Source organism: Providencia sp. CIM-Carb-044, assembly GCF_033901115.1.
In the GTDB taxonomy this organism is placed as follows: domain Bacteria; phylum Pseudomonadota; class Gammaproteobacteria; order Enterobacterales; family Enterobacteriaceae; genus Providencia; species Providencia hangzhouensis.
On sequence record NZ_JAXADV010000002.1, the window covers coordinates 338,276 to 360,666 of the forward strand.

The 22,391-nt window shown below is 37.6% G+C and carries 16 protein-coding genes and 1 other annotated feature; of the genes, 10 read left to right on the forward strand and 6 right to left on the reverse strand.

Annotated features, from left to right (window positions below; genetic code table 11):
- Positions 1-88 precede the first annotated feature (88 nt).
- Positions 89-2,197, forward strand: a complete 2,109-nt coding sequence (locus SJ312_RS04880) for a filamentous hemagglutinin N-terminal domain-containing protein (RefSeq protein ID WP_319867092.1) — start codon at positions 89-91, stop codon at positions 2,195-2,197.
- 494 nt (positions 2,198-2,691) lie between these two features.
- Here the strand turns inward: SJ312_RS04880 and aphA are convergent, their stop codons facing one another.
- The 4 genes from aphA to rnm all read right to left on the reverse strand — a co-directional run bounded on the left by aphA (position 2,692) and on the right by rnm (position 6,583).
- Positions 2,692-3,405, reverse strand: coding sequence for an acid phosphatase AphA (aphA, locus tag SJ312_RS04885; RefSeq protein WP_004254174.1), 714 nt, complete (start codon positions 3,403-3,405; stop codon positions 2,692-2,694).
- 393 nt (positions 3,406-3,798) lie between these two features.
- The gene (gene rluB, locus SJ312_RS04890; RefSeq protein ID WP_036958116.1) at positions 3,799-4,716 is read right to left on the reverse strand and encodes a 23S rRNA pseudouridine(2605) synthase RluB; all 918 of its coding nucleotides are present in this window, start codon (positions 4,714-4,716) and stop codon (positions 3,799-3,801) included.
- A gap of 200 nt (positions 4,717-4,916) precedes the next feature.
- The gene (locus SJ312_RS04895; RefSeq protein ID WP_036957701.1) at positions 4,917-5,537 is read right to left on the reverse strand and encodes an L-threonylcarbamoyladenylate synthase; all 621 of its coding nucleotides are present in this window, start codon (positions 5,535-5,537) and stop codon (positions 4,917-4,919) included.
- Positions 5,538-5,683: 146 nt separating this feature from the next.
- Positions 5,684-6,583: an RNase RNM gene (rnm, locus tag SJ312_RS04900; RefSeq protein ID WP_405127817.1), complete on the reverse strand. Its 900-nt coding sequence runs from the start codon at positions 6,581-6,583 to the stop codon at positions 5,684-5,686.
- Between the two features lie 139 nt (positions 6,584-6,722).
- Positions 6,723-6,824 (forward strand) — a sequence feature (Trp leader region).
- A gap of 26 nt (positions 6,825-6,850) precedes the next feature.
- Between rnm and SJ312_RS04905 the strand changes: the two genes are divergently transcribed.
- From SJ312_RS04905 to SJ312_RS04940, 8 genes are all read left to right on the forward strand, one after another.
- Positions 6,851-8,425, forward strand: a complete 1,575-nt coding sequence (locus SJ312_RS04905; RefSeq protein WP_096863782.1) for an anthranilate synthase component 1 — start codon at positions 6,851-6,853, stop codon at positions 8,423-8,425.
- Positions 8,425-9,036, forward strand: a complete 612-nt coding sequence (locus SJ312_RS04910) for a glutamine amidotransferase-related protein (protein WP_153673376.1) — start codon at positions 8,425-8,427, stop codon at positions 9,034-9,036. The genes SJ312_RS04905 and SJ312_RS04910 overlap by 1 nt, the downstream gene beginning before the upstream one ends.
- Positions 9,037-9,057: 21 nt before the next feature.
- Positions 9,058-10,059: an anthranilate phosphoribosyltransferase gene (gene trpD, locus SJ312_RS04915; RefSeq protein WP_004254164.1), complete on the forward strand. Its 1,002-nt coding sequence runs from the start codon at positions 9,058-9,060 to the stop codon at positions 10,057-10,059.
- A gap of 1 nt (position 10,060) precedes the next feature.
- Positions 10,061-11,452 (forward strand): bifunctional indole-3-glycerol-phosphate synthase TrpC/phosphoribosylanthranilate isomerase TrpF, encoded by a 1,392-nt coding sequence (gene trpCF / locus SJ312_RS04920; protein WP_165879311.1) that lies wholly within the window; start codon positions 10,061-10,063, stop codon positions 11,450-11,452.
- A gap of 47 nt (positions 11,453-11,499) precedes the next feature.
- On the forward strand, positions 11,500-12,690 hold the full coding sequence (trpB, locus tag SJ312_RS04925) for a tryptophan synthase subunit beta (protein WP_094960531.1): 1,191 nt from the start codon (positions 11,500-11,502) through the stop codon (positions 12,688-12,690).
- Entirely contained in the window at positions 12,690-13,496 is an 807-nt protein-coding gene (gene trpA / locus SJ312_RS04930; protein ID WP_094960530.1) for a tryptophan synthase subunit alpha, read from the forward strand. Before trpB ends, trpA begins: the two co-directional genes overlap by 1 nt.
- 493 nt (positions 13,497-13,989) lie before the next feature.
- Entirely contained in the window at positions 13,990-16,137 is a 2,148-nt protein-coding gene (locus SJ312_RS04935) for a filamentous hemagglutinin N-terminal domain-containing protein (protein ID WP_319867095.1), read from the forward strand.
- A 534-nt stretch (positions 16,138-16,671) separates the two neighbouring features.
- Positions 16,672-18,354, forward strand: a complete 1,683-nt coding sequence (locus SJ312_RS04940; RefSeq protein ID WP_004254154.1) for a ShlB/FhaC/HecB family hemolysin secretion/activation protein — start codon at positions 16,672-16,674, stop codon at positions 18,352-18,354.
- Positions 18,355-18,686: 332 nt separating this feature from the next.
- On the opposite strand, the gene ompW is transcribed toward SJ312_RS04940, so the two are convergent.
- A complete protein-coding gene (gene ompW, locus SJ312_RS04945; protein WP_094960528.1) occupies positions 18,687-19,337 on the reverse strand; it encodes an outer membrane protein OmpW in 651 nt (216 codons plus the stop codon).
- Positions 19,338-19,741: 404 nt separating this feature from the next.
- Here ompW and SJ312_RS04950 point away from each other — a divergent pair, with 404 nt between their 5' ends.
- Positions 19,742-20,494 (forward strand): YciC family protein, encoded by a 753-nt coding sequence (locus SJ312_RS04950; protein WP_153673370.1) that lies wholly within the window; start codon positions 19,742-19,744, stop codon positions 20,492-20,494.
- A gap of 91 nt (positions 20,495-20,585) precedes the next feature.
- On the opposite strand, the gene SJ312_RS04955 is transcribed toward SJ312_RS04950, so the two are convergent.
- The gene (locus SJ312_RS04955; protein ID WP_319867096.1) at positions 20,586-22,346 is read right to left on the reverse strand and encodes a SulP family inorganic anion transporter; all 1,761 of its coding nucleotides are present in this window, start codon (positions 22,344-22,346) and stop codon (positions 20,586-20,588) included.
- Positions 22,347-22,391: the final 45 nt, after the last annotated feature.

Sequence of the window (22,391 nt, forward strand, 5' to 3'; positions counted from 1 at the left end):
TATTTAAATTTTTATTAACGTACAATCCTATAGCTTATTTTATTTATCATCTACGTATTTTATATCTATCGATAAATTAGAGATTAATATGAAACAAAATAACAAAGAATATTACAACCATCCTACCCTAAAATTAAAACCTGTTTTTTTAGGAATTTCCATTTTTTTAGGTACAGTTTCTATTGCGCAAGCAGATATTGTTAACACCAATGGCGCTGGTGTCATTAAAGCACCAAATGGCGCAACTATTGTAAATATAAAGACCCCATCTAATAATGGTGTTTCTCATAATATTTATAGTAAATTTGATGTTGACAAAAAAGGTGTCGTACTCAATAACAGTAAAGCAGATATTAATACGCAATTAGCGGGTAATATTAAAGCCAACAGCAATCTTCAAGGTAATGTTGCAACTGTTATTCTAAATGAAGTTAATTCTAATAAAGCAACCCAATTAAATGGAATGATTGAAGTTGCTGGTAATAGTGCTCAAGTTATTGTTGCCAATGCTTCAGGTATTACTTGTAATAATTGTGGTTTCATTAACACAAATAGAGCAACACTCACGACAGGGAAAATAACACCACAACTTAATGGTGATTTCACTATCAATGTTGACAAAGGTCAAATCGTCATTACTGATAAATTTAATTCAAACTCACCTACTGATATCTTAGCAAAAACAGCTGCTATCTCGGGTAAGATGAATGCTGATGAGATAAATATAATTACAGGTACCAATGTTATTAGTAAAAATGGACAACTTATAAAATCTGCAAGTTCCAATACTAACACTCCAAATATTGCTATCGATATTTCAGCATTAGGTGGCATGTATGCAGATAAAATCACGCTGATATCCACTGGAAATAATAGCGCTATTAGCAACAAAGGCATTATCTCCGCTGGTGATGATGGTTTACGAATTGCCAGTAATGGTAATATTTTCAATTATAAAACAATGGATGCTATTAGTGACGTAAATATTACCGCAACCAGTAATCCTGCCTATGCGCACAATTTAAGCGGAATTGAAAATACAGGGGCTATTAAATCAAAAAACAGCGATATTAATATCAATACTGATGGCTATATCCTTAACTATTCTGGTGGCGAGATCACTGCAAATCAAAATTTAAATGCTGACGCTAACATGATTGGCAACTATGGCGGTAAAATACAGGCCACCAAAGGTGATATGAACATCAAAACAGTTAATAATGTTGAAAATTCATCCAATATGTTTCCTAATTCTATTAAAAGTGTAATTTCAGCCGGTAATGAATTAAACATTAATTCAGGTAGCATTGTTTACAATAATGATGCTTTACTTACTGGTCGTGATATTACAATTGAGGCGGCTGTTTCTATTGAAAACAAAAATAATGCGTTAATCAATGCAAAAAGACGTATGAACTTAAAAAGTGAGGAAATAAATAACCACACTTCTTCAATCAAAACCACGAATGGAAGAATGGATCTAATTGCAGAAAAGTCATTAACTAATGGTAAAGACTCAGCGATTGAAAGTGGTCGTCTTTTAACTATCGAGACACCATCACTTATCAACTCTGGTGCTATTATTTCCAAGGCAGGTAAATCTACCATCAATACCGATAAATTAGATAACACTGCAGGTTATATCAACGCAACTAATTTAGATATCAATGCAGAAAATAAAATAATTAATAAAGAAGGCTTAATTAGTACAAATGGTAATTTAGTAATCAAAACAAACGAACTAGACAACCGTTGGAGTTCAGATTTTTCCAATCATGCCCAAAAATACGGTGTCACAGATGATAAAGCAGGAATAAATGCAGTTGATGGTTCTATCAATATTAAAGCAAATACCTTTAACAATTATATAAGAGAGGTTAAAACTAACTGGACTGAAAAAGCGTTAGCTTCTGGTGATGTTCAAATGAATATCAATGAAAATCTGTATAATTCAAACGGTACAATTTCAGCTTTTAATAATTTAAAATTAAATGCAGATATTATTGATAACGGATACCACGGCTTAATTAGTGCTGATTATAACGCAACTATAAATGCAAAAACTGCTTTATTTAATCCTTACGGTACTATTTCATCAAAAAATCAAACTCGCGTCACTGCACCTATGGTTTATAACAGCCCAGATGGTAAAATATTAGGCGGTGAAGTAATCATCAATACAGATAATTATTATTAAGTTATGCAATAAAGGGGTAATTTACCTAATGCCGATCAGTTAAGAGTTAAATAATCAGTTTAACGACCCTACCGATCTACAAAAATCCGTAATTATCCCAAGATTACGGATTTTTTATGTTACTTAGCCAGCTTTCGAGTCTGTTCAGGCTTTCCCGCCAAAATAATTTACAGCCCTTTTCTGGCCTCCTTTCTGCTGCACTCATTGATGAACATGTCGTGGATACTGGGGTTATTACAATAAGAAAACATCGTATTCCGATGGAAATGATGGTATGAGCTGTAATAGGAATGCCCCTTTTTCGCTCACTTTCCATGGCTCAACTCGTTCTCCATCTAGAAATTGTTTTATCTAGTAAATGACCTTACGTTTCACCAGGTGATGTTGTTCAGGCTCGCCAACGGTTAGGGGAAGATTCTATTCGTAGAGTGTTTGAATAAATATCCTCCGGCATTAGTCGGAGGATATTTATTATTTGCATTGCACTTGTTGAATTAATATTCTGAATTAATCACAACCTCTTCACCAAAGCGACCTGCTTTTGGTAATGGTTGGTAAGATGAATTTGCCGCACGTAGAATACGAACACCGCGAATACCTAACTCATGTGCTGCTGCGATATCGGCATCAGCATCACCATAATATATGGTAAGTTTGTGATCACGCATCCAGCTCACTTTATTATTTTGCCCTGGTTCATCACCCGCAAAAATAACAGGTTGCATTTTATCCGCAGGTATCGCTAAACCTTCTTGAACATATTTCGTCACTGTTTCCGTTTTTGTTTTCGTACGGCCAGTAATGAAATAAACAGTGTCACCGCGCTCTAAGTGCATTTTGACTAAATCAATACCCACTTGTTTTGGCATACTGAATTTGTCCCACTCATTATTCATTTTTTCCCAAAATTGTTGATTTTTGAGGTAGCTAAAATCATTAGGTGAGAACTCTAATTTACCACGGTAAAAACCTGGACTTGAAAATAACACCGTATCATCGATATCAAACCCAACAGCCATAGGTGCTTTCCCTTCTAGGCTTTGTTTAATTTGTTCGATGGAAACCCAATGAATAGGCTGTTGTTGAGCAAGTTCAACAACGGTAACGCCGGGGCTTACGGTTTCTGGCATTGGAATTTTTGCTTGAGAGGTTGCCGTAAAACTCAATGCCAATGCAATCGCACTCAAAGTCAGTGTTATTTTTTTCATGTTTTGTCCTTATTCAGGTTTATCCACTTAAACCATTCTTTATTTATCTGGATAAACTGGGTAAGTAATAGGTTTATCTGTAAATTTGTCTTTATTATCAGTTAGCAACTCAACATTTTGTGAGTTACATCCCATAAGAAGGGGCATACTAAGACTTTTTATTACATTAAAATGAGACGAACATCTCATAAACATTATCTATTATTGATAGGTTTCATAATAATGTGAACTAGACCATTAATTTTCTAATTATCTATGTGGCATATAACTGTTACTGAAAGATGAGTTTATAAGATTGATGATTACTTGAGTGGATGATTATTGGCGTGATCACATAAAAAAACGCAGAGAAATTACGCTCTGCGTTTTTATACTGAATAAAGAATAGCAAATTTAGATGCGAGTACGACGTTTCGCCGTTGGTCTTGATGATTGACGTTTTGATGCCGGACGCGATGCGACTTGTGTATGGCGTTTAACCGCACGGCGAATTTGGTTTGCTTTAATGCGACGTTGATCGCGCTCAACCGCAACCTTACTTTCCGTTTCCACCGGCAGTTCCACCAGCTCACGGAGATAGTTGGTTTGCTCTAAACCAAGTTCCGTCCATCCTCCACGCGGTAAGCCTTTAGGTAAGTCGATATCACCATAACGCACACGGATTAAACGGCTGACTTGTACACCAACAGATTCCCAAAGGCGACGAACTTCGCGGTTACGTCCTTCAGTTAAGGTGACATTAAACCATTGGTTCATCCCTTCTCCGCCACGGTAAGAAACCGTTTTAAAAGAGGCTGGGCCATCTTCCAACTGTACACCTTGTGTTAATTGACGAATTTTTGCATCGTTAATTTCACCAAACACACGCACTGCATATTCACGTTCAACTTCACGGCTAGGGTGCATTAAACGGTTAGCGAGCTCACCGTCTGTTGTGAATAACAATAAACCACTAGTGTTAACATCCAAACGGCCAACAGCAATCCACCGCGCCCCTGTTAACCGTGGTAAACGGTTAAAAACAGTTGGACGCCCTTCAGGATCATGACGTGTGCATAACTCACCTTCTGGCTTGTAGTAAGCCATTACACGACAGATTTCCTTTTCAGGCTCTTTGATTGCTAATAAACGACCATCTAAACGAATTTTTGTTGCTGGTGTGACTTCAACACGGTCCCCTAGTGTAGCAATTTTGCCATCAACACTAATACGACCCGCTTGCAGGAATGTTTCGATTTCTCGACGAGAACCATGCCCTGAACGAGCAAGGATTTTCTGTAATTTTTCAGTTTTTTGCGGTTTTACGCTCATGTAACCCTCTGCTGTCGCCTTCACAGGCGTCAAATATCTTTTTGGCGCGCTATTTTTGCCGCGCCAAACAATAATGAATTTGAAAACCCGCGCATTATACACAGGTTTGTCCTGAACCCCTATTACTTATCTGTATATTGCACATTCAATACAATTTTAGTTAGTTCAGTACTGAATCTTAAGCTTCGATATATTTATACCTACTCAAAAGGCGTTGGATCCCCTGTTCCGACTCGCGCCACAACAGGCGTATCATCAGTAAAGTCAATCACAGTTGTTGGTTTTTGCCCAATATAACCACCATGTATCACCAAATCGACTTGTTTATCGAGTAAATCGCGGATTTCCTCAGGGTCTGATTGAGTGAAATCATCACCTGGCATAATCAAACTAGTTGACATCAACGGTTCACCAACAGCTTCGAGTAAATCTCGAGCAATCGGGTTCGACGGTACACGTAAACCAATAGTTTTACGTTTTTCATTCATTAAACGCCGTGGAACTTCTTTCGTTGCCCGCAAAATAAAGGTGTAATTACCTGGTGTATTATTTTTAATTAAACGGAAGACAGTGTTATCAACATGCGCATAATTCGATAGCTCAGAGAGATCTCTGCACATTAATGTGAAATTATGGTTAGCATCAAGCTGACGAATCCGACAGATACGTTGTAAAGCATCTTTTTCTTCTAAACGGCATCCAATGGCATATCCTGAATCTGTAGGATAAACAATCACTCCGCCTTTATTTAAAATTTCAACACTCTGGCTAATAAGTCTTGCCTGAGGATTGTCCGGATGGATATAAAAAAACTGGCTCATACATACCTCTAATTTTTGGGTATCGACAGCATCACCCGGCAAAAATACCTATAAATGCTACTATCTTTGAATTCCATAAGATGACTTACTCATTAATAAATCATCACTTATAATAATTATTTTACACTGCATTATTAATACATCAATTAATTAGCTGTTTTTACTGTATCCCAAAGTGTCCAAACAGCCTTGTCATCATCGGGCAACCATAAATTTCTGCCAAGCTCTATCCAAGAGCAAGGCCGATGAAAATCTGAACCAACGGATGTATACAAATTAGCATTATTGGCCAATTCTGCTAAATATTGCTTTTCATTTGGCGGTTGCTGGCAGTGAGAAACCTCCATAGCATCACCACCGCACTGTTTAAAATACGCAACCAACCGTTTTAACCATTTATTGGATAATTGATATTTAGACGGATGCGCTAATACCGCAATTCCCCCTGCGGCATGGATTGCGTCAATTGAGTCTTGAATTGTGCACCACTTCGCAGGCACATACCCTGTTTTCCCTTTCGATAAAAAACGTTTAAATACATTATTAATCGTTTTTTCTTTACCTATTTTCACTATATATTGTGCAAAATGTGCCCGCGTTACCTGCCCACCACCAGAAATACGTTGTGCATTTTCCCATGCATCGTCAATGCCTGCTTTTTGTAACCGCCTGCCCATCTCAATACCACGCTCTAAACGATGCTCAGATTGTGTTTTTAACAATTGAACCATCGCGGGATGTGAAGGCGAAAAATTTAAGCCCACTATATGTATTTCAATATTCTCCCAAAGTGTCGAAATTTCAACGCCATTGACTAGCTCAATTGGCCGCTCATGTTCAGCAAGATAGCGGCGAGCCTCTAATACACCTTCACAGGTATCGTGGTCGGTAATCGCTAAAATATTAACCCCTTTTTCCACTGCACGTTCGATTAACTCAGCAGGAGTGAGGTCACCATCCGAAGCATTCGTATGGCTATGTAAGTCATAGCGAGTCACTAATGGCGACGAGGCTGTCGGCATATTGATATCTTCTCCTATTTCCATGAAAAACTATTTTTCCTAATAAATTAATAAAGTCCTTGACATAAATAGCGCGATCCAGTTAACTAGTACGCAAGACGGCTAAAGCTAAAAATAATCAGTTTATCCAGTGAGGCATACAATGACTTTATTAAACTTATCAAATCGTTGGTGGCGTGACTTCCCAAATTGGGCGGAAGCCGCACGCGCATAGTTATTGTATGTTTCAGTGCCAAACCCGCCCTTCCTAGGCGGGTTTTTTTATGTCAAAAATTAGCGTAAGGCAACATAATGAACGAACAAAACACCACATTAGCACATTTTAAGTATCTGGATAGCCCAATTAATTATCAGCCTGACCCAACATTATTATTTAATCATTTGTGTCATCAAGTTCCATCAACAATGCTGTTGGAATCCGCTGAAATTAATAATAAAGCCAACTTGCAAAGCTTATTGATTGTCAACAGCGCGCTACGTATTCGTGCTTTTGGCCAACAAGTTGAAATAGAAGCGTTGACGCCAAATGGCCAGGCCTTATTACCCAAACTGTTAGCTCAATTAACAGATTTAATCATGCATCATAGCATGCAAGAAAATAGTTTGACGGTAACGTTCAGCCAGCCTGCACAAGATTTAGACGAAGACAGCCGCCTGAAGGCTGCATCTAGCTTAGACGTTTTACGTGCACTACCCGCTCTTGCACAAGCCTATTCCACAAAACCTGAAAATCTGTTTGTTGGTGGGTTGTTTGCTTATGATTTAGTCGCGAGCTTTGAAGATTTACCCAAGGTAAATACCGTTAATCACTGCCCTGATTACTGTTTTTTTGTTGCTGAGCATTATTTAGTGATCGACCATCAAAATCAGGCTGCACGCCTAAAAAGTTGCCTATTTACGCAAAATGAGCAAGATGTCGAAACAGTTACGCAGCGTCACGCACAAATTATCGCTTCGTGCCGTCCATTCTTGCCAGCACTTCCTTTAGCAACTGCGCCTGAATTTGCCGTCTCGGTAAACAAAAATGACCCAGAATATGGGGAAATTGTCACCTCACTAAAAGAAGCCATATACCGTGGGGATATTTTTCAGGTTGTGCCTTCTCGTAAATTTACGATGCCGTGCTCACATCCCTTAATTGCGTACCAAAAACTCAAAGTACAAAACCCAAGTCCTTACATGTTCTACATGCAAGATGACGCATTTACACTCTTTGGGGCTTCCCCCGAAAGCGCACTCAAATATGCGACAGCAAATCGCAAAGTAGAAATTTATCCAATCGCCGGAACCCGCCCTCGTGGACGAAATGCCCAAGGTGAATTAGACCTTGATTTAGATAGCCGAATTGAGCTTTCCATGCGTTCTGATGAGAAAGAGCTTGCTGAGCACATCATGCTCGTTGACTTAGCACGTAACGATTTAGCACGTATTTGTGAAGCAGGTAGCCGTTATGTTGCCAACCTAACTAAAGTTGACCGCTATTCTTTCGTGATGCATTTGGTTTCTCATGTCGTGGGAACATTACGCCAAGATTTAGATGTTTTTCATGCATATCAAGCCTGTATGAATATGGGAACGTTAACGGGTGCACCAAAAGTAAAAGCAATGCAGCTGATTGCGCAATATGAACAAGAGCGCCGAGGATCATACGGGGGGGCTGTGGGATATTTTCAAGGAAATGGTGATTTTGATACTTGCATCGTTATTCGCTCCGCCTACGTAGAAAATGGTATTGCCACTGTACAAGCGGGAGGTGGTGTCGTTCTAGACTCCATACCTCAAGCTGAAGCCGATGAAACCCGTAATAAAGCACGTGCGGTGATCCGTGCAATTGCCCAAGCACACCAAGTTAAGGAGTTATTCTAATGGCGAATATTTTACTGCTCGATAACGTTGACTCCTTTACTTATAACCTGGTAGACCAACTACGTGCGGGTGGACATCAGGTGGTTATTTATCGTAATACCGTCAGTGCAGAACATATTTTATCTGTATTAAATCAAATGGTTTCACCTATTTTAGTCTTATCACCCGGTCCAGGAAAACCTAGTGAAGCAGGTTCAATGCCAGAAATATTGATGCGCGTAAAAGGCAAAATTCCTGTTATCGGTATTTGCTTAGGTCACCAAGCTATTGTTGAGGCCTATGGTGGAACTGTCTCTGCTGCAGGTGAAATTTTGCATGGTAAATCCTCAATAGCCACACATGATGGATTAGCCATGTTTAACCATCTTGAAAACCCAATATCAGTGGCTCGCTACCACTCTCTTGTTGGTAGCCAAATTCCGAAGAGCTTGACCATTTGTGCCCAGTCAAATGGCATGGTCATGGCTGTACGTAATGATAGCGATAGAATTTGTGGATTCCAATTTCACCCAGAATCCATTTTAACAACTCAAGGTAAACAGTTGTTAGAAAACACCGTGGCATGGGCTCTTTCTACTCCCAATGCAATCGAATCCACTCATTCGCACTAACGGAATACTAAAGAGCCAATTATGCAAAATATTTATGATAAATTATTTAAAGCGCAGCCGCTAACTCAACAAGAAAGCCAGTACTTGTTTAATGCCATTATTCAAGGTGAATTAACAGAACCTCAGTTAGCCGCTGTGTTAATCAGTATGAAAATGCGTGGCGAACAACCACAAGAAATTGCGGGTGCCGCTCTAGCTTGTTTAGAAAATGCACAACCCTTTCCCCGCCCTGACTACCTATTCAGTGATATTGTTGGTACAGGGGGAGATGGTGCAAATAGTATTAATATTTCAACAGCAAGTGCCTTTGTTGCTGCTGAATGTGGTATTAAAGTAGCCAAACATGGTAATCGTAGTGTTTCGAGCCGTTCAGGTTCTTCAGATTTACTGGCTGCTTTTGGTATCGCTCTTGATCTCAGTGCGCAAAGCGCTCGTGACGCATTAGATGAGCTTGGTGTTTGTTTTTTATTTGCACCGCAATACCATAGTGGTTTCCGCCATGCGGCCCCTGTACGCACTCAATTGAAAACCCGAACGTTATTTAATGTATTGGGGCCATTAATTAATCCAGCTCGTCCGCCAATTGCCCTTATCGGTGTTTACCAAGAATCATTAGTAAAACCGGTGTCTGAAACATTACAGATGCTTGGTTTCACCCGTGCAGCTGTGGTACACAGTGGAGGGATGGATGAGGTTTCATTACATGCAGTAACTCAAGTCGCTGAATTAAAAGATGGCAAAGTACAACATTACCAATTAACTGCAGATGATTTTGGGTTAGAACCGTATCAATTACGTGACTTAGAAGGCGGAACACCAGATGAAAACCGCGTGTTACTTAGTAACTTGCTTCAAGGCCATGGGCAAGCTGCTCACGAAGCTGCTGTAGCGGCCAATGTCGCCATGTTGATGCGTATTAATGGCCATGAAGACTTAAAACAAAACAGCGAACACGCACTCGCAATTATTCGTAGCGGTAAAGCATTTGACCGCGTCACAGCACTCGCGGCAAGGAACCAATAAAATGAAAGCGACAGTCTTACAAAAAATTGTTGATGATAAAGTTGATTATTTAATCGAACGCAAAGCCAAGCAGCCATTAGAAAGCTTTATTGCTGGTATTCAACCTAGCCAGCGTAGTTTCTATAACGCACTAAGCGCAAAACGCCCTGTATTTATTTTAGAGTGCAAAAAAGCATCGCCTTCAAAGGGGTTGATTCGTGCTGACTTCGATCCTGCAGTGATAGCTAAAACTTATGCGCCCTACGCATCCGCGATTTCCGTTCTTACTGATGAAAAATATTTTCAAGGGAATATGGATTACTTAACGATTGTCAGTAATACCGTAAAACAACCGGTGTTATGCAAAGATTTCATTATTGACCCATACCAAATCTACCTTGCACGTTACTACCAAGCGGATGCCATTTTACTCATGTTATCTGTCTTAAATGATGATGAATATAAAGCGTTAGCAGAGGTCGCTCATCAACTTCATATGGGAATATTAACGGAAGTCAGTAATGAAGAAGAATTAGAGAGAGCAATTCGGTTACAAGCCAAGGTTGTTGGTATCAATAACCGTGATTTACGTGACCTTTCTATTGATTTAAACCGAACTCGTGAACTCGCACCCCGCTTAGCGAAGGGTACCATTGTGATCAGTGAGTCAGGTATTCATCAACACCAACATATTCAGTCGCTGAAACAATTTGCGAATGGTTTTTTAATCGGTAGCGCCTTAATGGAGCAAGCTGACCTAGATAAAGCCATTCGAAACTTGTTAGTGGGAGAACATAAAGTCTGTGGTTTAACCCGCGAGCAAGATGCAAAAGCCGCATTTGAAGCGGGAGCACACTATGGTGGATTAATTTTTGCTGAAACTTCCCCTAGAAAAGTGACATTGTCACAAGCGCAGAATATCATCCATGCAGCGCCTTTAAAATATGTCGGTGTTTTCCGCAATCAGTCCGCGGATTTTGTTGCTCATATCGCCAAGCAACTTGCATTATCTGCGGTACAATTACATGGTGAAGAAGATACTTCTTATATCAATACGTTAAAAACATTTTTACCAAACTACTGTGAAGTTTGGAAGGCGCTTGATATGTCACGAACAACTCTAAATGACTACGATACACAAGGTATTGATGTGTTATTGCTGGATAATGGCTCTGGTGGTACTGGCAAAACCTTCGATTGGTCAGCAATCCCCTCGTCCACAACACAGAAATTAATGATAGCGGGGGGGCTTACCCCTGATAACTGCCTAGACGCAGCTAAGTTATTGTGCAACGGATTAGACTTTAATTCAGGGGTTGAAATTGAACCAGGTATAAAAAGTCAACAAAAAATAAATTTGGTGTTGTCAACGTTGTTAGCCAAATCAACGGCTCATCAATACACAACGAAATGAAAGACTCCAACACCAATTAATGTAACTGATAAAATGGACAATAAATAATGAGCAAATTAGATCCGTATTTTGGCGAGTTTGGTGGGCAATATGTCCCAGAAATTCTTATTCCTGCATTAAACCAATTAGAAGACGCGTTTATCGACGCACAGAATGATGATGAATTTATTCGTGAGTTTCACGACTTACTAAAAAACTATGCAGGTCGCCCTACTGCGCTAACGTTATGTAAAAATCTAACCGCAGGTACAAAAACAAAATTATATTTAAAGCGAGAAGATTTACTGCACGGCGGTGCCCATAAGACTAACCAAGTATTAGGCCAAGCACTACTTGCTAAGCGAATGGGGAAAACTGAAATAATTGCAGAAACAGGCGCTGGGCAGCACGGCGTTGCGACAGCACTGGCTTGTGCATTACTGAACATGAAATGCCGTATTTATATGGGCGCCAAAGATGTAGAACGCCAGTCTCCCAATGTATTTCGAATGAAATTAATGGGCGCTGAAGTTATTCCAGTTTACAGCGGTTCAGCCACATTGAAAGATGCCTGTAATGAAGCATTAAGGGACTGGTCTGGCAGCTATGATAAAGCTCATTATTTATTAGGAACCGCGGCGGGGCCACACCCTTACCCAACAATTGTACGTGAGTTCCAACGTATGATTGGTGATGAAGCAAAACAACAAATTCTCGAAAAAGAAGGCCGTTTACCTGATGCTGTCGTTGCCTGTATTGGTGGTGGTTCAAATGCAATCGGCTTATTTGCCTCTTTTATTCCAGAAGAAGATGTGAAACTAATCGGTGTGGAACCTGCTGGATTAGGTATTGAATCCGGCCAACATGGTGCCCCGTTAAAACATGGCCGTGTCGGGATTTATTTCGGTATGAAATCGCCAATGATGCAAACCAATGAAGGTCAAATTGAAGAATCCTATTCTATCTCTGCAGGATTAGATTTCCCTTCTGTCGGCCCTCAGCATGCCCATTTAAACAGTATTGGTCGTGCTGAATATGTTTCCATTACCGATGATGAAGCCTTAAATGCTTTTAAATTATTATCACGTAAGGAAGGAATTATTCCTGCATTAGAATCATCTCATGCACTCGCTTATGCATTAAAAATGGCAGAGCAAGAACCTAATAAAGAACAGTTATTAATCGTCAATTTGTCTGGCCGTGGTGATAAAGATATTTTTACGGTACATGATATTTTAGCCAGCAAAGGAGAAATCTAATGGAACGCTACACCCAACTTTTTGAACGTTTAGCTCAGAATAACCAAGGCGCATTTGTTCCATTTGTCACTTTAGGTGACCCAGATGCTGAGTTATCATTAAAAATTGTCGATGCTTTGATTGCTGGTGGTGCTGATGCATTAGAGATTGGTATTCCATTTTCTGATCCACTGGCAGATGGCCCAACTATCCAAAATGCAAATTTGCGTGCATTTAAAAGTGAAATTACCCCAACAATTTGTTTCGAACTACTCCGTCGTATTCGAGAAAAACACCCTACTATTCCTATTGGCTTATTAGTCTATGCAAATTTAGTTTTTACGAATGGTATTGAAAATTTTTATATTCGCTGCGAAAAAGCAGGTGTTGATTCTGTATTAGTTGCAGATGTCCCTATGTCTGAATCAAAACCATTTCGCGAAGCGGCGCTAGCTCACAATATTGCACCCATTTTTATTTGCCCACCAAATGCTAATGATGAGCTACTGCAACAGATCGGGAAATATAGCCAAGGTTATACTTATTTATTATCTCGTGCAGGCGTGACAGGTACTGAAAAAAGAGCAGAAATGCCATTGACTCACTTATTGAGTCAATTAAACCAATATAAAGCGGCTCCCGCCCTACAAGGTTTTGGAATATCAGAACCTGAGCAAGTCGAAGAAGCGATTAAAAATGGTGCTGCAGGCGCAATTTCAGGTTCAGCTGTGGTTAAAATTATTGAAAATAACCTACATCGCCCTGACGTTATGCTTAAATCATTAACTGAATTCGTTGCAAAAATGAAAGCAGCAACACAAAAATAGATAAGGAATAAATAGTAATCAAGTCATATTTAAAATTAATGGCTTGGTTACTTAAAATTATAAAAAATAGTCTTAAATAAACTTTACCTAGCCTTCTATAATTAAATTTCAAACCAATTTAAATATAATAGATATCAATTAACTATTAATTAGCTATTGATTAAATATCTAAAATTTAATAATCATAATATTTACTAATCGAATCCATTAATATCAAAAATAATACTTACGTATTTACACACTGGTAAATCCCCCTATCAAATCCACAGCAGAGTAAACCTTATCTATTGATTTTACTAACAATAATCAGTCACTAAATATAAAACACCATTTATATCAGAATATAATTATTTTAAGCTATTTGCACCCGTATGATTCAACTTAAGTACAATTAAATTTTAATAAAAACAAATATCACGGATAATCTTCATGCTTTAATGGAATTTTATTTAGCTATTTTTAATTTTATCTATAGTCTATTTTAGGGATATTTATGAAACAGCCTACCACTCATCCTATGATGAAAATCAAACCACTCTTTTTAAGTGTATCTGTTATTTTAGGGTCAATATCTGTTGCTCACGGCGCCGTTGTTAATACAAATGGTGCTGGTGTAATAAATCAAAGTAATGGCCCGACTATCGTTCATATTAAAGGAGCTAGTGACAAAGGTGTCTCACATAACATTTATAGCCAATTTGATGTTGACCAAAAAGGGGTTATTTTAAATAATAGCGCAACAAATACGAATACCAGTTTAGGCGGACAAATCAATGGAAACCTAAATTTAAATAATGGTAATGGCCCTGCAAAAGTCATTTTGAATGAAGTTAATTCATATAAGGCAAGTACCCTAGGCGGAATGATTGAAGTTGCAGGTGATAAAGCACAAGTTATCGTTGCTAACGCATCTGGTATCACATGTAATAATTGTGGTTTTATCAACACAGACCGAGTAACTCTAACAACGGGTAAACCAATTGTTGCTGGCGGTGAAGTTCTTGGCTATAACGTTGAAAAAGGCCAAATTATTATTAATAGCCGCTTAAAATCAGACTCCCCGACGGATATCATCGCTCGTTCTGCGGTGATCCAAGGTGATATCCACGCTAAAGAAATTAATGTCGTCGCAGGTAATAACTTTGTCGATGCCAAAGGTAATTTCGTGACTAAAGTTCAAGGCGTTGGAAATGCAACTCGAATTGGTGTCGATGTAGCCGCCATGGGTGGTATGTATGCTGACAAAATTACCTTAATTTCAACTGAAAGTGGAACTGGTGTTTCCAATAACGGAAACCTAGCTGCCGGAATCGGTGGAGTTAATATTGATTCAACTGGCTTAGTGTATAACCAACGCGGAAAAGTAAATGCCAATGGCAACATCAATATAAAAGCCAATGGTTTATATAATAATTCCACTATTATAGCTAATGGCGATGTTGATATTGATTCTCAAAGATTAGTTCTAAGTAATGTGAATGGACAGATTAAGTCTAATGGCGGTAATCTCAAACTCGCTTCAGCTTCGAGTATTGATAACCGAAATGGTATTGTCCATGCTAAAAAAGACATGAATATCTCAACTGCAAATGTTGTTAATACTAATGGTTCAATCAAAACTAATAGTGGCGATATTGCAATTCGTGCAACAGGGAAGATTGATAACAACTATACCTTACGTAGTAATGTTGTTAATGCAGACGAACGAGGAATTCGAGCAGGTGGTAATGGTAGTTTAACTATAGAAACAACCACCCTAGCAAACGATAACTCAACATTATTAGGTCGTGATATTACAATAAATGCTCGTAATACTATCACTAATAATAATAACTCTCAAATTTCAGCAAAAAGAAGAATCGATATAGATACTATTACGTTACAAAATAGTAACTCATTGATTAAATCTAACAATGGCCCAATCAATATCACCTTGGGAAGTAACCTAGTAAATAATGGTTATTCTTCAATTGATAGTGGAAAAGCCTTAAATATTAATGCTCATGTTGTTAATAACCAAGGTTCACTAATTTCTGGTGCAGGTAAGTCCAAGTTTGATGTGTATTCCCTTAACAACCAATATGGTTTTATCAAAGGAAATAATATAGACATTAAAGCAACTTACTTAAACAACCTCAGAGGTTTAATTACTGCTGATTCTAATGTCGTAGTTAATGCAACAACTGTAGATAACAGCTATGCTAGCGGTTTTAATGCTTATGCTAGCAAATACGGTGTTTCCGGCCAAACGGGTGGTATTTATACCAAAGATGGTTCTATTACTATCAAAGCAAATGGCATAAATAACAACTCTGGTGTGATTGTTTCAGATGCACAGGAAAAGGCTGGAAATAAAGGCGATATTAATATTACACTAAGAAATGACCTTGATAACCGTAGTGGAAAAATTCAAGGTGCTAATGATGTCAATTTAGATCTTAATAAGCTAGATAATACCAAATCAGGTTCAATTCATGCTGGCAAAGATTTAAACATTGATGCCTTTACTCGCGTAGATAATAACACTGGACGCTTAAGTTCAATGAACAAAACTACGATTACAAGTCCTATAATTTACAATAGCCCTACTGGACAAATCCTAGGTTCAATGATTGTTTTAAATACACCTTATTATTATTAATTAGGTCAAATAAGGAGGCTACTAGCCTCCTTATTTTATTACGCCAATACAGAGTGATATTAAAATAGTATACACCATTATTTTAATATCATTGACAAACCTTAAAGCTTTCTAATGTTTACTTATTTTTAAAGCAAGACAAAATAGTTTAACTCTAAGTAAAAAAACTTATTTAATCTAATTTAGTGTATTTACTAGACATTGATTTCATTAAGAATTAATCAAACCACCAAAGATTAAATTATATTAGTTATATTTTCAGTAGTAATCCCCAAAAGCATTTACACTAACTCAATCAATTTAATTAATTTTTATTTATTATAAATTTAACGCATAATTAAATTATGTAAAATAAGAAAATTAGCAATAGGTTTATTATAGGGATATACATGTACTCATTTCAAAACAAAGGACTGATGGAGATTAAACAAGAAAATTCTGATGTATTTAATTAATAAATAATCACATCGGCAATTTATTAGTCTTTATATCATAAAAATAACTTTAATCTTTATTAAAATTAATGTGGTGCACATGAATTTTCGATTTATTTTTTTATTATCAACTTTAACTTCTTTGCCTTTAGCTGCATCAGCTAATACCGCACAAATTATTGACCAACAAATTAATAACCAAGCTAGCCAAGATCGTTCTCGCCAACAACAGACTCAATTAGAAGCTAAAGATGCCTTAGGTAAAACTAGAGAGCGTTCAAATAATATTTTAGTTTTTGATGATGAGAAAGATTGTTTTCAAATGAAACAGGTTATCTTACTCTCTGAGCCTAAACTCCCTTCTATGCGACCTCTAGAAGCTTATGCAAACCAAGTTGTTGGTGTATGCATTGGTATTAATGGCGTTGAAACTTTAGCAAAGGGCTTACAAGATAAAATAATTAAATCAGGCTATGTCACAACACGAGTTAATATTCCAGAACAAAATATCAGTGAGGGTATTTTAACGCTCCAAATTATTCCAGGTAAAGTTGCGAATGTAAAACTTGCAGAAGGTAGCGACACTTATATTACATTAGGTGCGATTATGCCTGCTAAAGAAGGGGATATTCTGAATATTCGTGACATCGAACAAGGCTTAGAGAACCTTGAGCGGATACCGGGTGCTAAAGTGAATATAGAGCTAGCACCGGGTAAAGAGTTTTCCACATCTGATATTTCCATACAAAGAGAAAAATCATCTCACTTTAACGTAGGTGGATATTACAATAACTCAGGAAGCCGCCAAACGGGTAAAGATCAAGTCGGAGTGACTTTGTATGCTAACAATTTAACGAGTTTAAATGACACAATATATGTTTCAGCAGGAAAAAATTTAAAAAACCAAGCCCGCTACAGCACCAGTAATACTGCAATTTATTATGCCGTACCTTACAACTACTGGCTTTTTTCATTGTATGCAAGCAAAAGCGACTATAAACAAACTATTAATGACTCCGTATTTAGCTATAAGTATTATGGTGATAGTAAATATTATAATGCTACGGCGAGTAATGTTTTCTTGCGTGGGCAAACGTTCAAAGACACTGCATCAATTCAACTAATTAAAAGAAAATCAAAATATAAATTAGAGGATGTCGCCCTACTTTCCCAACAGCGTGACCTTACCAGCCTTAAGCTCGGTGTTAGCCACCGTCAAAACATCAATAATTCAACTATCGATGCTTCAATATATTATCAACGTAATGTACCTTGGTTTGGTGCCGAAGAAAGCTGGGATATGAAATATGGTGATGTCAGCAAAATGAGCCGTGTTTATACTGCCGATATTTCAGGAATGTTCCCCTTCGCCTTTGATAATTTTATTATGAGTTATAATCCACAACTGTTTATACAATACTCACGAGACCGCTTAACCATTCAAGATCAATTTTCGTTAGGTAACCGTTGGACGGTTCGTGGTTTTGACGAAGAATTTTCCCTAATAGGTGATAAGGGTTTTTACTTACGCAATGAGTTTAACTTTTATATTCCTGGCTTCTCCATCTATCCATACTATGCTCTTGACTATGGACGTGTATTCGGCGGTGTTTATCCGTTAGGTCTCTATTCTGATGACCAATTATTAGGAATGGCTATAGGCATGAGAGGTAATGTTAATATATTTAGTTATGACTTATTCTTAGGTGCCCCACTTTATAAGCCGGATGAATATGAAACCAGTAGCGTCAATGCTGGGTTAAACGTGCAATGGTTTTGGTAATTTAATATTGTAAATTTGAATAATATCTTAAAGCTGAATACGCCCCTGTATTCGGCTTTTTTATTTCAAGGTAATTAGTCTCAATATTTTTATTAATTACCCTAAATAAAGATAATCAATAAGTACCTTTACTTTATTATCACTCTATAACACTAATTAATATATTATAAATATCATTATCATAATTTGTTTTTTATGATGACCATTTGTTAAATATATGTTTAAGCTTAATGGTAATTGAAAAATCCGAGAATACGAATATTCTCGGATTTCCTACTTATCTCTAGTCCTTCAGAATTCAGGTATTACCTGTATTGCATCCTATCAAATTCTTAGAAACGGTAACCCGCACCGAACATAAATACAAATGGGTCTAAACGAGTATTAACTTTATACTGTTCACCACCCGCTTTAAATTTCACATCACTCTCAATATTCATCCACCAAAGAGAAGCGTTTAACATCCAGTTATCTGTCAGCATGTAATCCATACCTGCTTGTGCCGCGAAGCCCCACGAGCTTGATAGATCTAGATCAGACAAGCCTGCAGTTTTTCCGGTAGAGTTAAATTTCTCATCAAAGAAGAAAGTATAGTTAACACCGGCACCTAAATAAGGACGTAATTTATCTTCTTTACTACCAAAATAATACTGCGCCATTAATGTTGGTGGTAAATGTTTTACCGTTGCAATATTACCTGTAGGGCCTGTACCAACTTTATGTTCAAACGGAGTTGCTGCTAATAATTCCACACCGATATTATCAGTGATCATATACCCAAAAGTTAAACCTAATTGAGTATTATTATTCGCATCAAAGGTACCTAAATTACCTAATCCATTAATTTTAACATCATCTCCTCCGACATTAGGTCTGACTGTTGCAGTACCCGCGCGAAAAAGAAAATCGCCAGCTTCATGAGCAATAGAAACTGCTGGAGCTAAAGTTGCAGCAGCTAATACAAGCGCAGTGAGTTTTTTCATTATCAATCCCATTCCTATGTTTTTATTTTAGGAAAATATACCGCATTATTTAAATTGATGTTCAAATCAAGATCACATCTTTTACTAATTTATAGGTAAACCAATAAATATGGATTTATTATTTCATTTATTGTTTTTTTATTTTTGATTTAAATCAATTTTTATAAAGTAACTAACAAAATAAAAATTTGATTTCTAAATATAGATATTTATTTCAAAATTTAAACATGCATAAAAAATACAATTTATATAAATTCATTTCTTGGGTTAATTACATTCGATCATCATGAGCAATATATTTTTCTTAACCTCCCGAATTTTCTTATCTTTCTCTACCTCTAGGCGTGATACTCGGTTACAATTAGATTAAAATTTTGATCCCGTTTGTAGATAGGAGCAGTGTCATGTCCATTTCGGCCAACTCACTCATCAGTGATAGTATCAATTTCTTTAAAAACCAATTGAGTGGCCTCTTCACCATTGTGCTCTTAGCCACCGTGGTAAGCCTTGTCATCTATGCGATGATGATCCCTAGTGAACAGATGATAGGTGTTCTTGCTCAAGCACAAAGTAAAATGATTGAATCTGGTAATTCGGGGTTACAAGACTGGATTCTAAATCTATCTGAAGAAGATAAAAGTAGTATTTTGCGTGTTTCTTTTGGATTGATTCTCTCCGTCACTCTTGGCAGTTTGTTCCTTATTTGTGGCACATTATCCTATATCTCAGGGATGTCTCGTGGCGAAGATATGACAGGACTTCAAGCGATAACATCATCACTGAACAAAGCGCCTTCTATGTTTCTTCTGTTGGTCGTTTGCTCGCTGCTTATCCAATTAGGCATCACAATTATGGTTCTACCTGGTATCGTGCTAGCCATTGGTTTTTCCTTAGCGCCAGCAATTTTAATGACAGAAAATACCAACCCATTTAGTGCGATGGGAAAAAGCTGGAAATTGGCTTATGCAAATTGGCGTGTCGCTTTACCGATGATTTTAATTTGGATGGCCGTTCAAATGCTTATCAGTGTTCTATTGGGTAACCTTAATATGAATCATATTGCGATTAATGGTATCTCCTTTTTACTCAATAATGTTGTAGCCGCATTTGCTTTAATTTACTTTTATCGTTTATATATGCTAATCACAAAAAATTGATCTCGCTGATAAAAAGGTATCATTTGATACCTTTTTATTTACGTTATTTTTAAACTTTATCTGAGTTAATATTCGTTGGTCTAATTCGATTTTAGCAATCATATTCTAATGAGCCTGGGTCCTTCCCGCTCTCTTGTGTCTTTCTTCCTTCCACACATTTCATTTGAATTTGCTGCTTACTTTGAATTAAACGGATCGCAAAATAAATATCCGGTACCACTAATAAATCATCATCTGAACGGTTGATTTTATTTTGTTCTAACCAACGATTAAGAGAAGTTCTACGCCCAGCTAATACCAAAGTCACCCCTTTCGCCTTCAAAGATGTCACAATATCATTCAATGTGGAAAATACGCTCACATCATTATGCGTAAAGCTGACAGCAGCATCAACAATCACCCAAGCGGGTCTTTTACGTTGATTATCTAAATGTTTATTTAGCCGCTCTTTAAAGTAATTCACATTAAAATAGGTAAGCGGAGAATTGAAACGATAAATTAGGACACCATCAACTTCTTGAATATCATTTTCTGATGTCATCGAGTGCAACATACCATGCTCATCAACGCCTAATAGTTGATCTGTTGGCCTAAATATAATTCGGATAAACTGTAATAAACCTAATAAAACGGCTAAGCCTACACCACTAATCAAACCAACTACCAACACTGCGCATAAAGTAAAAACACATAAGAAAAAAGCTTCTCTATTGCGTTTACGCATTGATAAAATACTGCGGAAACTGAGCAAGGAATAAGTTGAAATAATTAAAACCATCCCTAAAGCAGGCATAGGGATATATTCCAATAAATTCATAGAAAAAAGTAAAACAGCTAAGATGGTCACCGCGGCAACGAGGGAAACCAACTGTGTTTTCCCTCCCATCATATCATTAACTGCTGTACGGCTGCTCGCAGCACTCACTGCAAAACCTTGGCCAAAAGCAGAAGCAATATTTGCCATTCCTAATGCTCTTAATTCTTGGTCTGCATCCACGGTATAGCCATTTTTGCTTGCAAAACTTCGCGCTGTCATCATAAAGCTTACAAAGCTAATCACTGCTAAGTTTAATGATGGAATGACAAGATCTCTGAGTAACCCTGGCGGAAAATCAGGCATAGGTATATAAGGAAGTCCTTCACCTAAATCCCCAACCGTGCTAATGCCATATTGCTCAAGATTAAATAGAATACTGGCTGCTGTAGCCAAAACCATTGCAATTAATAGGGACGGCCACTTACTCCTTACTCGTTTAATCACTAAGGTGATTACCAATGTTGCAATAGCTACTAATAATGTCGGAATATGTGTTTCCATTAGCGCTAATGGAAACGCTATTAAGCGTTCAATAAACCCTGAAGGTAAAGTCGTAATACCAAATATTTTACTGATTTGGCTGACTATAATCGTAAGAGCTACCCCATTTAATAAACCTTGCAATATCGGTCTCGATAAAAAATCAGCAAAGGTACCTAAACGAAACCTTGCTGCAATCAAGCACCAAACCCCAGTCATAAAACTCATGACAATAATCAGTTGCCAACGAACGGTTTCATCCCCCATTGCGAGTGGTGCGACTGCGGCTGCAATTACAGCACATGTTGCGGCATCAGGCCCGATAATCAATTGTTTCGACGTACCAAATAACGCATAGAAAAACATCGGTAAAATACATGAGTATAATCCGACAATGGCATTCACCCCCATTAATTCGGCATAGGCAATAGCCACTGGCAAAGCAACTGCAGCGACAGACAAACCCGCTTTAACATCAGGGCCTAAGTCTGTACGTTGATAGTTAAATAGCGTTTTTAAACCTGGCATCCAGACAAATAGCTTTGCCTTTATCATGGGAGAAAAGTACCTATAAATTAGCAAGTTAAATTATTTTATGTA

Coding starts and splice junctions, on each gene's coding strand:
- SJ312_RS04880 (WP_319867092.1), top strand. CDS start 89: ATGAAACAAAATAACAAAGAATATTACAACCATCCTACCCTAAAATTA.
- aphA (WP_004254174.1), bottom strand. CDS start 3,405: ATGAAAAAAATAACACTGACTTTGAGTGCGATTGCATTGGCATTGAGT.
- rluB (WP_036958116.1), bottom strand. CDS start 4,716: ATGAGCGTAAAACCGCAAAAAACTGAAAAATTACAGAAAATCCTTGCT.
- SJ312_RS04895 (WP_036957701.1), bottom strand. CDS start 5,537: ATGAGCCAGTTTTTTTATATCCATCCGGACAATCCTCAGGCAAGACTT.
- rnm (WP_405127817.1), bottom strand. CDS start 6,583: ATGGAAATAGGAGAAGATATCAATATGCCGACAGCCTCGTCGCCATTA.
- SJ312_RS04905 (WP_096863782.1), top strand. CDS start 6,851: ATGAACGAACAAAACACCACATTAGCACATTTTAAGTATCTGGATAGC.
- SJ312_RS04910 (WP_153673376.1), top strand. CDS start 8,425: ATGGCGAATATTTTACTGCTCGATAACGTTGACTCCTTTACTTATAAC.
- trpD (WP_004254164.1), top strand. CDS start 9,058: ATGCAAAATATTTATGATAAATTATTTAAAGCGCAGCCGCTAACTCAA.
- trpCF (WP_165879311.1), top strand. CDS start 10,061: ATGAAAGCGACAGTCTTACAAAAAATTGTTGATGATAAAGTTGATTAT.
- trpB (WP_094960531.1), top strand. CDS start 11,500: ATGAGCAAATTAGATCCGTATTTTGGCGAGTTTGGTGGGCAATATGTC.
- trpA (WP_094960530.1), top strand. CDS start 12,690: ATGGAACGCTACACCCAACTTTTTGAACGTTTAGCTCAGAATAACCAA.
- SJ312_RS04935 (WP_319867095.1), top strand. CDS start 13,990: ATGAAACAGCCTACCACTCATCCTATGATGAAAATCAAACCACTCTTT.
- SJ312_RS04940 (WP_004254154.1), top strand. CDS start 16,672: ATGAATTTTCGATTTATTTTTTTATTATCAACTTTAACTTCTTTGCCT.
- ompW (WP_094960528.1), bottom strand. CDS start 19,337: ATGAAAAAACTCACTGCGCTTGTATTAGCTGCTGCAACTTTAGCTCCA.
- SJ312_RS04950 (WP_153673370.1), top strand. CDS start 19,742: ATGTCCATTTCGGCCAACTCACTCATCAGTGATAGTATCAATTTCTTT.
- SJ312_RS04955 (WP_319867096.1), bottom strand. CDS start 22,346: ATGATAAAGGCAAAGCTATTTGTCTGGATGCCAGGTTTAAAAACGCTA.